Annotated in this window: 14 protein-coding genes; 7 read left to right on the forward strand and 7 right to left on the reverse strand. The window is 73.9% G+C overall.

Translation table 11 applies throughout. The features are described 5' to 3' along the window. Positions 1-25: 25 nt before the first annotated feature. Positions 26-424, reverse strand: a complete 399-nt coding sequence (locus C892_RS0109090) for a hypothetical protein (RefSeq protein WP_017556923.1) — start codon at positions 422-424, stop codon at positions 26-28. A gap of 237 nt (positions 425-661) precedes the next feature. Here C892_RS0109090 and C892_RS0109095 point away from each other — a divergent pair, with 237 nt between their 5' ends. Next, the gene (locus C892_RS0109095) at positions 662-997 is read left to right on the forward strand and encodes a hypothetical protein (RefSeq protein ID WP_239647320.1); all 336 of its coding nucleotides are present in this window, start codon (positions 662-664) and stop codon (positions 995-997) included. Positions 998-1,052: 55 nt separating this feature from the next. Here the strand turns inward: C892_RS0109095 and C892_RS0109100 are convergent, their stop codons facing one another. Continuing rightward, positions 1,053-1,502, reverse strand: coding sequence for an Lrp/AsnC family transcriptional regulator (locus tag C892_RS0109100; protein ID WP_017540319.1), 450 nt, complete (start codon positions 1,500-1,502; stop codon positions 1,053-1,055). 134 nt (positions 1,503-1,636) lie between these two features. Here C892_RS0109100 and pdhA point away from each other — a divergent pair, with 134 nt between their 5' ends. The 3 genes from pdhA to C892_RS0109115 are packed head-to-tail and all read left to right on the forward strand — an operon-like array spanning position 1,637 to position 5,151. Continuing rightward, the gene (gene pdhA, locus C892_RS0109105; RefSeq protein WP_017556925.1) at positions 1,637-2,734 is read left to right on the forward strand and encodes a pyruvate dehydrogenase (acetyl-transferring) E1 component subunit alpha; all 1,098 of its coding nucleotides are present in this window, start codon (positions 1,637-1,639) and stop codon (positions 2,732-2,734) included. A gap of 3 nt (positions 2,735-2,737) precedes the next feature. Further along, positions 2,738-3,769, forward strand: a complete 1,032-nt coding sequence (locus C892_RS0109110; protein ID WP_017556926.1) for an alpha-ketoacid dehydrogenase subunit beta — start codon at positions 2,738-2,740, stop codon at positions 3,767-3,769. After that, a complete protein-coding gene (locus C892_RS0109115) occupies positions 3,706-5,151 on the forward strand; it encodes a dihydrolipoamide acetyltransferase family protein (RefSeq protein WP_017556927.1) in 1,446 nt (481 codons plus the stop codon). Before C892_RS0109110 ends, C892_RS0109115 begins: the two co-directional genes overlap by 64 nt. A 102-nt stretch (positions 5,152-5,253) precedes the next feature. Here C892_RS0109115 and C892_RS0109120 read toward each other — a convergent pair whose 3' ends face one another. The 3 genes from C892_RS0109120 to C892_RS0109130 all read right to left on the reverse strand — a co-directional run bounded on the left by C892_RS0109120 (position 5,254) and on the right by C892_RS0109130 (position 8,963). Next, positions 5,254-6,267 (reverse strand): hypothetical protein, encoded by a 1,014-nt coding sequence (locus tag C892_RS0109120; protein WP_026124251.1) that lies wholly within the window; start codon positions 6,265-6,267, stop codon positions 5,254-5,256. Positions 6,268-6,795: 528 nt separating this feature from the next. Next, positions 6,796-8,043, reverse strand: a complete 1,248-nt coding sequence (kynU, locus tag C892_RS0109125) for a kynureninase (RefSeq protein ID WP_017556929.1) — start codon at positions 8,041-8,043, stop codon at positions 6,796-6,798. 50 nt (positions 8,044-8,093) lie between these two features. Continuing rightward, positions 8,094-8,963 carry a tryptophan 2,3-dioxygenase gene (locus tag C892_RS0109130; protein ID WP_017556930.1) on the reverse strand — a complete coding sequence of 290 codons (870 nt, stop codon included), beginning with the start codon at positions 8,961-8,963 and terminating at the stop codon, positions 8,094-8,096. 170 nt (positions 8,964-9,133) lie between these two features. On the opposite strand from C892_RS0109130, the gene C892_RS0109135 reads away from it, so the two are divergent. Continuing rightward, positions 9,134-9,571: an Lrp/AsnC family transcriptional regulator gene (locus C892_RS0109135; RefSeq protein ID WP_017556931.1), complete on the forward strand. Its 438-nt coding sequence runs from the start codon at positions 9,134-9,136 to the stop codon at positions 9,569-9,571. A gap of 76 nt (positions 9,572-9,647) precedes the next feature. Here the strand turns inward: C892_RS0109135 and C892_RS30455 are convergent, their stop codons facing one another. Beyond that, positions 9,648-9,767: a methionine/alanine import family NSS transporter small subunit gene (locus C892_RS30455; RefSeq protein WP_017540311.1), complete on the reverse strand. Its 120-nt coding sequence runs from the start codon at positions 9,765-9,767 to the stop codon at positions 9,648-9,650. Beyond that, positions 9,767-11,323: a sodium-dependent transporter gene (locus C892_RS0109145; RefSeq protein WP_017540310.1), complete on the reverse strand. Its 1,557-nt coding sequence runs from the start codon at positions 11,321-11,323 to the stop codon at positions 9,767-9,769. Before C892_RS0109145 ends, C892_RS30455 begins: the two co-directional genes overlap by 1 nt. Before the next feature lie 314 nt (positions 11,324-11,637). Here C892_RS0109145 and C892_RS0109150 point away from each other — a divergent pair, with 314 nt between their 5' ends. Together C892_RS0109150 and C892_RS0109155 are read left to right on the forward strand one after the other, a co-directional pair. Continuing rightward, positions 11,638-12,132 carry a hypothetical protein gene (locus C892_RS0109150; RefSeq protein ID WP_239647321.1) on the forward strand — a complete coding sequence of 165 codons (495 nt, stop codon included), beginning with the start codon at positions 11,638-11,640 and terminating at the stop codon, positions 12,130-12,132. Then, positions 12,092-12,685, forward strand: a complete 594-nt coding sequence (locus C892_RS0109155) for a class F sortase (RefSeq protein WP_017556932.1) — start codon at positions 12,092-12,094, stop codon at positions 12,683-12,685. The genes C892_RS0109150 and C892_RS0109155 overlap by 41 nt, the downstream gene beginning before the upstream one ends. The last annotated feature ends 24 nt before the right edge of the window (positions 12,686-12,709 follow it).

The following is a 12,709-nucleotide window of genomic DNA, read 5'->3' on the forward strand; positions in this document are numbered from 1 at the left end:
CCGGGCGCGCTGTCGGGCGCGTTGTTCAGACGCGCTCGGCGGCCCCCGCCGCGTCCGCGGGGAAGCGGGTGAAGCCGGTGGAGCGCGGCAGGACGGCCGCCCCCTCGGGGAGCAGGGCGGCGATGTCGGCGTCCACGGACCCGTAGACCCGGAAGTCCACGACCTCGCAGTGCTCCATGGCCCCCTTGATGTAGGGGTCGGACATCGCCATGTGCCTGCGGATCGACTCCGATCCGGTGTGCACCTGGAAGGAGTGGCCGAGCAGCCGTCCCTCGTCGATGAAGACCTCGACCATGAGCTGCGGCCCGTGCTCCCGGACGACGTCCACGGCGCGGGCGACCGCGCTCCGGTACGCCTCCAGGCGGCCGCCGTGGATGCGCATGGTGTTGTGCATGAGGACAACGTCGTCGTGTGTGTTCGCCATGCGGCCACCCTCATACTTCACGTTAAGTTGAAGGCAAACGGCCGACACCGGAGGTCGGGATAGGCCCGGCCCCGAATCGGCGATCGAACCGCGCACCGACGCCGTTGGATCGTTTTCTCGCCGGGACCAAGCACATCAATTCCCCCCTCTCCCGGCACCTGGAGCACCGATCCGGGGGTTCGACGGTTTCCCGCCGCCCCGCCGCGGACACCACGAGTGAGGATTGTACTTCCCTCAGTGATCGGAGCAGATATGAAGCGCATCGCCACCGCAGCCGCCGCCACGGCGGCGGCCACCGCCCTCGCCCTCTCGGTCGCGGCGCCCGTCGCGGCGGCAACGGGGCCGGTCTTCTGGTCCTTCCCCGACGGTTTCTCCTACCACCACGACAACCCGGCCATGGGCTGCCACACGGTCGCGGACTTCGGGGAGGAGCCGACGGAGCGGTTCACCAACGCCACCGACTCCCTGGTGTACGTGAACGCGGCCCCGAAGTGCCTGGCAGCGTCCCCCGTCCCCGTTTCCCCCGGCGCCTCCACCAACCTCCCGGTCATGAGCTACTACGTGACCCGTTAGGCGGGTCCGGCGACAGGAGGATCGGGGCGCCCCCGCCAGGGGCGCCCCTTCCCGCCTACAGCGCCGGCGCCACGTCGATCTCGTCGAGCACGAACAGCGTCCGGGTGCTCACCACCTCCGGGATGCGCTGGAGCCGCTCCAGAACGAAGGTGCGCAGCGCCGCCGCGTCGGCCACCCGTACCAGCAGCAGCAGGTCCACGTCCCCCGACACCAGCGCCGCGTGGTGCACCTCCGGGATCTGCCGCAGGTGGTCGCGGAACGACTTCCACGACTCCTGGCGGATGCCGACCGAGACGTAGGCCGCCAGCCCGTAGCCGCACTTCTCCGGGTCGACCACGGCGGTGAACCCCTTGACGACCCCCTCCTTGCGGAGCCGGTCCAGCCGCGCATAGGCGTTGGCGCGCGAGATGTGCGCCCGCTCGGCCACGGTGCGCATCGACATCCTTCCGTCCTCGCGCAGGAGGCCGATGATCCTCCGGTCCACGTCGTCGAGGGCCGCGGCCATGTGTCTCACCTCACACCGTCCAGATCGTGGACCGGCTGGACGTCCGGCCGGAGAGAGCGGCCCCCGGCGTCCGTTCGTCCGCGGTCGCCCGCCGGATATGGACAGTATGGGGTGACGAAGCACATATTCAAGACATGAAGCGCAGCGATGACGCACGCGGATCGGCTCCGCCGCTCCCCTCCGCGGAGCCCGTCGGGCTGGTCGACCCGACCGGCCGCAGGATCGCCGGGGGCGCCTACGACACTCCCGAACCGGGCACCCTCCGGTCCCTCCTGCGCGGCATGCTCATCGGCCGCCGCTTCGACCGCCAGGCCGGTGCGCTCGCCCGCCAGGGCCGGCTGGCCGTGTACCCCTCCTCCCGCGGCCAGGAGGCCTGCCAGGTGGGCGGCGCACTGGCACTGGCGGAGCGCGACTGGCTCTTCCCCACCTACCGGGACTGCGTCGCCCTGGTCGCGCGCGGCGTGGACCCGGTCGAGGTGCTCACCCTGCTCCGGGGCGACTGGCACAGCGGCTACGACCCCCGGAGCACCCGGTGCGCCCCGCAGTGCACCCCGCTGGCCACCAGCGCCCCGCACGCGGTGGGGCTGGCCTGGGCGGCGCGGCGGGCCGGCGACGACGCGGCGGCGCTGGTGATGATGGGCGACGGCGCCACCAGCGAGGGGGACGCGCACGAGGCGTTCAACTTCGCCGCCGTCTGGAGGGCCCCGGTGGTCTTCCTCGTGCAGAACAACCAGTGGGCGATCAGCGTCCCGCTGCACAAGCAGTCCGCGGCCCCCACCCTGGCGCACAAGGCCGTCGGCTACGGGATGGCCGGGGTGCACATCGACGGCAACGACGCCGCCGCCGTGCACGCCGCGGTCTCCGAGGCACTGGCCTCGGCGCGCGCGGGCGGCGGGCCGGTGCTCATCGAGGCGCGCACCTACCGGATGGACCCGCACACCAACTCCGACGACCCGAGCCGCTACCGGGACGACACCGAGCGCGCCCACTGGGAGGAGCGCGACCCGCTCATCCGGCTGGAGGCGCTGCTGCGCTCCGAGGGCGCCCTGGACGACACGGCGATGGCCGGGTTCGAGAAGGAGGCCGAGAGCGTGGCCGCCGCCGTCCGGGAGCGCTACTCCGGGGAGGACGAGGGGGCGCCCGAGGAGATGTTCGCGCACGTGTACCACGCGGTCCCGGAGCAGCTGGAGCGGCAGCGCCGGGAGCTGCTGGCCGAGATCGGGGAGGGCTGAGCCATGGCCGGGACCGTCTCTCTGGGGCAGGCGCTCAACCGCGCCCTGCGCGACGCGCTGGCCGCCGACGACGCGGTGGTCGTCTACGGCGAGGACGTGGGACCGCTCGGCGGCGTGTTCCGCGTGACCGACGGGCTCACCGCCGAGTTCGGCGAAGAGCGCTGCTTCGACTCCCCCTTGGCCGAGGCCGGGATCGTCGGCACGGCGGTGGGCATGGCCATGTACGGGCTGCGGCCGGTCGTGGAGATGCAGTTCGACGCCTTCGCCTACCCGGCGTTCGAGCAGGTCGTCTCGCACGTGGCGAAGATGCGCAACCGCACCCGCGGCCGCCTGGAGCTGCCGCTGGTGATCCGGATCCCCTACGGCGGCGGGATCGGCGCGGTGGAGCACCACGCCGACTCCTCCGAGGCCTACTGGGCGCACACCCCCGGGCTGCGCGTCGTCACCCCGGCCACCCCCTCCGACGGCTACTCGATGCTGCGCGAGGCGATCGACTCCCCCGACCCCGTGGTCTTCCTGGAGCCCAAGCGGCGCTACTGGTCCAAGGAGGAGGCGGTGCTGCCGGTGCGGACCGCCCCCATGGACCGGGCGGTGGTGCGCCGGTCCGGCGACGACGTCACCCTGCTGGCCTACGGGCCGATGGTCCAGACGGCGCTGGAGGCCGCCGCGGCCGCCGCCGAGGAGGGGACCTCGGTGGAGGTGGTCGACCTGCGCGGCCTGTCCCCCTTCGACGACGCGACGGCCGCCGCATCGGTGCGGCGCACCGGGCGGGCGGTGGTGGTGCACGAGGCCTCCGGGTTCGCCGGGTACGGCGCCGAGGTGGCGGCCCGCCTCACCGAGCAGTGCTTCCACTTCCTGGAGGCGCCGGTGCTGCGGGTGTGCGGCCGGGACGTGCCCTACCCGCCGCCGGGGCTGGAGGAGCACCACCTGCCGTCGGTGGACCGCATCCTGGACGCCTTCGACCGGCTGCAGTGGGAGCGCACCTGGACCGGGGACCCGGCCCCCGCTCCGGCCCCGGCGGAGGTGGGCGCATGAACGCGCAGGTGAGCGGGCGCGCGTTCGCCCTGCCCGACCTGGGCGAGGGGCTGACCGAGGCCGAGCTGGTGGAGTGGCGGGTCGCGGTCGGCGACACCGTGGCCGTGGACCAGCCGGTGGCCGAGGTGGAGACCGCCAAGGCGGCGGTGGAGGTGCCCTGCCCCTTCGCGGGGACGGTCACCGCGCTGCACGCCGAGCCGGGGCAGGCCGTCCCGGTGGGCGCACCGCTGGTCACCGTCGCCGAGGAGGGGGCCGGGGACTCCGCGCCCGCGCCGGGCCCCGCGCCCGGCCCCGGTGACGAGGAGGCCTTCACCGAACCGGGGACCGTCGTCCCCGAGGCCCGCACCCCGCCCGAGTCCGGCCCGCGCGGCAACGGCGCCGCGCAGCACGGCCAGGGCTCGGGGGCGGTCCTCGTGGGGTACGGGACCGGGGCGGCCCCGCCCCGCCGGGGGCGGCGGCGCAGGGGGACGACGGGGTCCCCCTCCGCCGCTCCGTCCCCCGGCCCGGAACCGCGGGCGGGCCGGGTCCCGCCCGTGGTCTCCCCGCTGGTGCGCCGGCTGGCGCGGGAGAGCGGGGTGGACGTGGCGCGCATCGCCGGAAGCGGCGAGGGCGGGCTGGTGCTGCGGCGCGACGTGGAGGCGGCGGCCCGCGCGCTGCGCGGGGCCGGGCCCGCCGAGGGGCCGCGCGGCCCCGAGGAGCGGATCGCGATGCGCGGCACCCGCGCGGCCATGGCCGAACACCTGTCCCGCTCGCGGCGGGAGATCCCCGAGGCCACGGTGTGGGTCGACGTGGACGCCACCGGGCTGGTGGAGCTGCGGCGGCGCCTGAACGCGGCCGCGCCCGAGAGGCCGGTGAGCCTCCTGGGGCTGCTCGCCCGGTTCTGCGCGCTGGGCCTGCGGCGCTTCCCCGACCTCAACTCCCAGGTCGACACCGGGCGCGGGGAGCTGGTGCGCTTCTCCCGGATCAACCTGGGGGTGGCCGCGCAGACCCCGCGCGGCCTGGTGGTCCCGGTGGTGCGCGACGCGGGGCCGATGAGCGCGCGCGAGGTCTCGGCGGCGATCACCGAGGCCTCGGACCGGGCCCGCGACGGCGCCCTGTCCCCCGAGGACATGTCCGGGGGCACCTTCACCGTGAACAACTACGGGGTGTTCGGGGTCGACGGGTCGGCGGCGATCATCAACCACCCCGAGGCGGCGATCCTGGGCATGGGCAGGATCATCGAGCGGCCCCGGGTGGTCGACGGCGCCCTGGCGGTGCGCCCGGTCACCGAGCTCACCCTGGCCTTCGACCACCGGGTGTGCGACGGCGGGACCGCCGGCGGGTTCCTGCGGTTCGTCGCCGACTGCGTGGAGGATCCGGAGCTGCTGCTCGGCGATCTGTGAGGGCGCCGCCCCCGAGGTCGCCCCCCGAAAACGAGAAGCGGCGGGTTCCTGCACCGGAGGGACGGAGCAGGAACCCGCCGCCATGAGGGGGCGGGAGGGGTCTCAGGCGCCGTGGCGGCCCTTGGACCGCAGGCGCTCGACCACGTCGTCGCGCACCCGCCCGGCCTTGGCGGCCAGGTCGGAGGCCTTGGCCGCGGCGCCGGAGTCCTTGACCCGGGTGCCGAGGTCGGAGGCCTTGGCCGCCCAGGACTCGGGCAGCCGGGAGGCGACCGAGGACAGCAGCCCGCTGCGGCCGGCGGAGGCGTAGGAGGCCGCGGGGCGGCGGGCGAAGAAGAGCGCGATGAGGAGCGCGGGGAGCACCGCCAGGGTCAGCGCGCCGGCCGCGAGCGGCAGGTCGGCGCCGGCCAGGGTGAAGCCGTTCATGCTGTTGGCCGCGGTCTGGGCCTCGGTGCCGCCCGACCCGGTCTCGTCGCCCCCGTGGGCGGCGAGCTCCTCGTCGGTCTGCTCGGCCTTCTTCTTCGCGGCCTCGGCCTCGGCCTGCTTCTGGGCCTCCTCCTCCTTCTTCTTCGCCTCCTCTTCCTTCTTCTCGGCCTCTTCCTCCTTCTTCTTCTGGGCCTCCTCTTCCTTCTTCTTCTCCTCGTCGGCCTTCTTCTCCTCATCGGAGCGCAGGTCGTCGGGGATCGAGGAGACCGCGCTGTCGCACACGGTCGAACCGCTCATTGGGCGGGGGGCGCCTTCGGTGCCGTGGCCGTCGCCCCACTCGGTGATGACGTACTCGACGTCGATGTGGCCGTTGCCGCCGGAGACGGTGTAGCTGGAGTCGTTCCAGGACTCGCCGGTCAGCTCGGCGAAGGTCTTGCCGTCCAGGTCGAGCAGGACGTCGCAGTTCTCGGCCGGGTGGCCCGGTCCGCGGTCGCCGATGAAGAACTCGGCCTTCTTGCCCTCGTAGAGGACGTAGCCCTCGGTGCCCAGGGGCCAGCTGGGGCTGGCCGCAAGGCCCTTCTGCATGGGCTCGCCGGAGGCGGGGGCGCCGGTGTCGCCGTTGATGCCGGAGCCGTCGTCCCAGAAGTAGGAGGACTTCACCTTGCCGTACTGGATCGGACTGTCAGAGCTCATTGAGTGAAACCCACTGGGGTCGGAGACAGGACCGAACGAGGCACGGGTGAATCCGGGCACGGCGGATCAAGGGCGCGGCGGATTCTGAGCATGCGGACCGGGCGCAGGCCGAGTGGCCCGCGGGGTGCGGTCGCGTCGCGTGGGCGGGGACCGGCGTTTTGCGGGGGTTGGGACCCCGAGCGCCGCGGGGGCGGCGCCGCCGTGCGGAGGCCGGCTCAGGCGCCGGGCGCTCCCGGTCCCCGGAAGATCGGGGGCCTCGTTCTTCCCGGAACGCCATCGGGGCGCGCCGGGACGGGCACCGGTCGGCGACCCGCAGGTCACGAACCGGTCACGAAGGACTGTAACCCACGAAAAAGTAAAATGCGATGGGGTGCACGGTAAAAACGCAGGTCAATGAGGCCACAGGGAAGCCCCTGCGGCGGCGGGAGCGCCCGCACCGCAGGGGCTTTCACATCTCGATCGGGTAAAAAAGCGGTCCTCGTCACACCGGGGGACGGGCCCGGCGGCGGCCGTCCGCCCGCGGACGGGTCAGGTCACCTGGGACCGCCGGGAGAAGCGGGGATCGCGCCACTCCCCCGTCTCGACGACCTCCACCAGGGCCGTCGCCGCGTCGAACACCTCGGTGTAGCCCAGGTAAAGCGGGGTGAACCCGAAGCGCAGCACGTCCGGGGCGCGGAAGTCGCCGATGACGCCGCGCGCGATCAGCGCCTGCACGATCGGGTAGCCCTGCGGGTGCGCCAGCGACACCTGGCTGCCCCGCCGCTCCGGGTCGGCGGGCGTGACCAGGCGCAGTCCGTCCGGCCCGGTGCCGCCGGGCGCCGCGATGGAGATGAACAGTTCGCTCAGCGCCAGGCTCTTGGCCCGCACCTGCGCCATGTCCGCCCGTGAGAACAGCTCCAGGCTCGCCTCCAGGGCGGCGTCGGCGACCAGCGGCTGGGAGCCGCTGAGCAGCCGCGACGCCCCGTCGGCGGGCTGGTAGTCGGCCTCGAAGGCGAACGGGCGCGCGTGGCCGTGCCAGCCGCTCAGCGGCTGGCGCACGTGCGGCTGGTGGCGCCGCGCGGCGTAGACGAAGCCCGGGGCGCCCGGGCCGGCGTTGAGGTACTTGTAGGTGCAGCCGACGGCGAAGTCGGCCCCGCACCCGTCCAGGTCGACGGGGACGGCGCCCGCGCTGTGGCACAGGTCCCACACGACCAGGGCGCCGTGGCGGTGCGCCAGCTCGGTGATGGCGGCCATGTCGCGGAGCTCTCCGGTGCGGTAGTCCACATGGCTGAGCAGCAGCACGGCCACGTCGCCGCCGGACAGCGCCTCCTCCAGGGTGTCCGGGCGGGCGGGGGCCCGGCGCTCCGTGGCGCCGGTGATCTCCGCCGCGCCCTGGGTGACGTACAGGTCGGTGGGGAAGTTGCCGTCCTCGCCCAGCAGCACGGTGCGCCCGGGGTTCAGGCGCAGCCCGGCGACCAGGAGCTTGAAGATGTTGGCCGAGACGCCGTCGCCGACCACCACCTCGTCGGCGGCGGCGCCCAGCAGCGGGGCGAGCAGGGCGCCCAGGATGCGCGGCTTGTCCCACCACCCGGCGTCGTTCCAGCTGGAGACCAGCCCCTGCCCCCACTCGCGCTCGACGAGGTCGGCCACCCGGTCGGGGACCGCGGCGGGCAGCGCCCCCAGCGAGTTGCCGTCCAGGTAGACCACCCCCTCGGGGAGGCGGAACTCACCGCGGAACCCGGCCAGGGGGTCCTCGGCGTCGCGCTTCGCGCACTCTTCCCGGGTGACGGGCGCCATGGCGTCCCTTCTCTCCTGGTGTCCGTTCGGCCGTCCGCTCCGGTGCCCGCTCACAGCTCGGTCCGCAGGGACCACAGTTCGGGGAAGACGTCCTCGGCGGCGTTGGCGGCCAGCCAGCGCAGCCCGTTGGATCCTCCCGTGCCCGGCTTGGCGCCCATGGAGCGCTTGACCGCGGCCAGGTGGCGCTGGCGCCACCGGGTGACCCGCTCGGCGGTGTCCAGCAGCGCCTCGGCGAGCACGAACAGGTCGTTGCCCGGGGTGTCGTCGGCGTAGACCCGCGCCCAGGCCTCGCGTACCCCGGGGTGCTCGGCGTAGGGGCGTGTGCGGTCGCGCCGCAGCGCCTCGTCGGGCACCGGAAGGCCGCGCCGGGCGAGCAGGCCCAGGGCCGCGTCGTAGAGCCCGGGCTCCTCCATGGCGCGCTCCAGCTCGGCGCGGGCCCGCGGCGAGCCCCGGTGCGGCCGCACCATCGCCGCGGAGGTATTGCCCAGCAGGAACTCCAGGCGCCGGTAGGTGTGCGACTGGAAGCCCGAGGCGTCGCCGAGGGCGTCGCGGAACCGGGAGAACTCGGTGGGGCTCAGGTCGGCGAGCAGGTCCCAGGAGGAGACCAGCACGTCCTGGACGCGCGCGCCCCGGCGCAGCTCGGCCACGGCGGCGGCGGTGTCGTCGCGCTCCATGGCCTCGCGCGCCCGCTCCCAGTGCCCGGCGAGCAGGGAGAACAGCAGCTCCATCACCTGGGTGGCGATGATGAAGGACGTCTCGGACGGTTCCGCGGTGCGCGGGCGCTGCAGGTCGAGCAGGGTGTCGATGGCGCCGTAGCGGGCGTAGGGGGTCCCCCCGGCGAACTCCAGCTCCGGTTCTCCGCCGCTGCGGGCGGCCCGCTCGGCGCGTCTGCGCTCCGCCGCGGTCGACGGGATCGGCATCGTTGCCCACCTCTTCGCTGCTCAGGCCCCGACTCGGTGCCGGGGGCGTCCCGGAACCTTCAGCATGCAGCAGATCACACGGATTGAGAATGGACGGCACCGATCAGCCGCGGTGTCCGACTTTACGGTCATAATGGATGTCCGGCGATCACCTTGACGAGGGGAAGGCGATGCTGGACGCGGTCGACCGGCGCATCCTCGGCGAGCTGCAGGCCGACGGGCGGCTGTCCTACAACGAACTGGCGCGGCGGGTGCGCATGTCGGCGCCGGCCGTGGCCGAGCGGGTGCGGCGGCTGACCGACCGCGGGGTGATCGCCGGCTACCACGCCCGCGTCGACCCGGCGGCCGCCGGGCTCGCGGTGACCGCGCTGGTGCGCATGGAGTGCTTCGGCGCCCGCTGCCTGCTGCGCGACGCCGAGGCGATGGCCCGGCCGGAGATCCTGCAGCTGCACCGGGTCACCGGGGACACCTGCTGCGTGCTGCTGGTGGCGGTGCGCTCGATGGAGCGGTTCGAGGACCTGATCGACCGGCTGGCCGAGCACGGGCGCCCGGCGAGCACGATGGTGCTGTCGAGCCCGGTGCCCTGGCGCCCGGTCTCCCCTCCCTGAGGCGCGGCGCCCCCGGAGACGGCGGAGCGCCCGGCCCCCTCGGGGCCGGGCGCTCCGGTGTGCGGGCGGACCCCGCTCAGGCGCGCGGGGCGTCCTCGGGGTCGGGGTGGCGGCGCAGCCACACCGCCGAGACGGCCAGCCCGCCCCAGATGATCACGATGGAAACGGCCATCATGACGACGGCTCCGGTGGACATCAGAGCTCTCCTTCCCCGGCCGCGCGGCCGGTGGTGGACTCCTGGCGTTCGCGTTCGAGGTCGTCGTCGACCGTGCCCGCGTCGCGCTTCCAGAGCACGGCGGTGAGCAGGACCGCGACGACGATGACGCCGCCGGCCACGCCCCATCCGGCCGCGTTGAGGAACCACTGCGGGTAGTCCTCGTACGGCGCGCTGAGCTCGGTGCGCAGGCCGTCGAACATCATGTAGCCCAGCACCAGCGGGGTGACGACGCCCAGGGCCGCGATCCACCAGCCGCGCAGCGGCACCGACGAGATGGCGTCGGTGTGCCGCTGGAGCGCGGGCAGGGCCCGCACCGCCCAGGCGACGGCGACCACCAGGACCAGGGCGGCCAGGGCGATGCCGTACTGGTTGATCCAGTGGTCGACGGTGTCGAGCAGGATCAGGCCCTGGCCCGCGGGGAACAGGGCGATGGAGACGATCGCGGTGGCGCCGCCGACCGCGGCCACGGCGGGCACCCGGCCGATGCCGAAGCGGTCCTGGACCGAGCCGACGACCACCTGCACGATGCTGATCAGCGAGGACAGCCCGGCCACGACCAGCGAGACGAAGAACAGCACGCCGAACACGTCGCCGGCGGGCATGGTGGAGATGATCTGCGGGAAGGCGACGAAGGCCAGGCCGATGCCGCCGGCGGCCACGTCCTCGACCGCGGCCCCGCTCTGCACCGCCATGAAGCCCAGGGCCGAGAACACGCCGATGCCGGCGAGCAGCTCGAAGGAGCTGTTGGCGAACCCGGCGACCAGCGCGGTGCCGGTCAGGTCGGCCTTGCGGCGCAGGTAGGAGGCGTAGGTGATCATGATGCCGAAGCCGATGGACAGCGAGAAGAAGATCTGCCCGTAGGCCGCCACCCAGACCGAGCCGTCGGCCAGGGCCGCCCAGTCGGGGGCGAACAGGGCCTCCAGACCGGTTCCGGCCCCCTCCAGGGTCACCGCGCGCACCACGAGCGCGCCGAAGAGCAGCAGGAGCAGCGGCATGAAGATCTTGTTGGCGACCTCGATGCCGCGGCGCACGCCGAAGCCGAGCAGCAGCAGCACGATGATCCACACCCCGACCAGCGGGACGGCCACGCCGGCGTTGTAGCTGCCGAAGTCGCCGGCCTCGGTGACGCCGAGGAAGTCCCCCTGCAGGAACGTTCCGGGGTCGTCGCCCCACTGCTCGCCGATGGAGAACCCGGCGTAGCGGATCGCCCAGGCGATGATGACGGCGTAGTAGATGGCGATGAAGAAGCTGATGAGGACCTGCCACCAGCCGATCGCCTCGGCGGGCCGGGACAGGCGGCGCAGGGCCACGGGCGGCGAGGCGCGGAAGCGGTGGCCGATCGAGTAGGAGAGGATCAGCAGCGGGATCCCCGCCGTCAGGAGGGCGACCAGGTAGGGGATGAGGAACGCCCCGCCGCCGCTCTCGTACGCGACGTAGGGGAAGCGCCAGATGTTCCCCAGACCGACCGCGGACCCGATCGCCGCCAGCAGGAACCCTGATCGGGTGGCCCACTGCTCGCGGTGTGCTTTTGGCATGTCGGGAACTCTTTCCAATGAACCGGAACTGAAGTGGATCTTGAGGCACGACCGTAGCACCACTAATCCCCATTCGGCACTTGTGACCTCCTCGGACGCAGATGGCGGGGTTCCGGCCGGGGGAGCGCGCCCACCTGCGGCGCCGGGCTGAACGGGCGGGATGAGCCGGGCTGAACGGTCAAGCGCGGACCTCGCCCCGGGAAAAAGAGGACAGAGGATGATTACCTACAGTAATCGTCGTCAATACGTATGGTGATGATCGTCCCGTTCCGCCCGAGGAGCGGTCCGCACCGCCTGTCGAGGGGTCCAGCGACATGAAGCCATTGATCACCGCCGGACTGGCGGCGGGCGCCCTGGCCCTGGGGGCCGCCCCGGCCGCCGCCGAGGACTCGATCGCCGTCTCCCCGGCGGCCGTCTCCCCCGGGGGGAGCGTCACCCTGAAGTCCTCCTGCGAGGGCCCCGCCGAACGGCTGGAGTTCACCTCCACCGCCTTCTCCGGGACGGCGGCCGCCGAACTGAGCAACACCTTCGGCAGCGCCACGGTCACGGTGGAGGAGGACGCCCGGCCCGGCGCCTACCGGGTCCGCGGCACCTGCACCGGTGACGGGGCCACCGGCAAGGAGAAGGTCGAGGGCACCATCACGGTGACCGGGGGCGCCGCCCCCACTCCGTCCGGTGCGCCGCAGACCGGCGGCGGGGGCGCCGCCGGCCCGGCGCGGGGCCCGGCCGCCGCCGCGATCGGCGTGCTCTGCGCGCTCGCCCTGCTGGGTGCCGCGGTCCACCGCCGCCTGGGCCGCGATGCCGGGTGAGCTGCGCGCCGGGGGCGCGGCGGCGGCGCTGGCCGTCGGCGCCGCGGCCGCCGCGGTACTCGGCGGCGCGTTCTCAGCTCCGTCGGGGCCCGAGCCGCTGACCCGGTCGGCGCCGGTGGCCCTGGCGGTCGATGCGATCGGGGTGCGCGCGCGGGTGCTGGAGATGGGGCTCGGCGAGGACGGGGCGATGGAGGACCCGCCGCTGGAGGACACCGGCGCCGCCGGGTGGTACGCCCTGGGCCCGGCCCCCGGCGAGGCCGGGCCCGCGGTCATCACCGGCCACCGGGACACCGCCACGGGGCCGTCGGTCTTCCTGCGCCTGGAGGAGCTGCGCCCCGGCGACCGGTTCACCGTGCGGCGCGAGGACGGCACCGCGCCGGAGTTCGAGGTGGAGCGCACGAAGCGGGTGGGCAAGGACGCGTTCCCGGCCGAGGAGGTCTACGGCCCCGGCGACCGCCCGGAGATCCGCCTGATCACCTGCGCCGGCGACTTCGACCCCGCGACCGGCCACTACGAGGAGAACCTGATCGTCTTCGGCCGCATGGTGGAGTGACCGGGGCCGCCCGGCGGCGGCACC

The organism is Nocardiopsis baichengensis YIM 90130 (genome assembly GCF_000341205.1).
Classification (GTDB): domain Bacteria; phylum Actinomycetota; class Actinomycetes; order Streptosporangiales; family Streptosporangiaceae; genus Nocardiopsis_A; species Nocardiopsis_A halophila.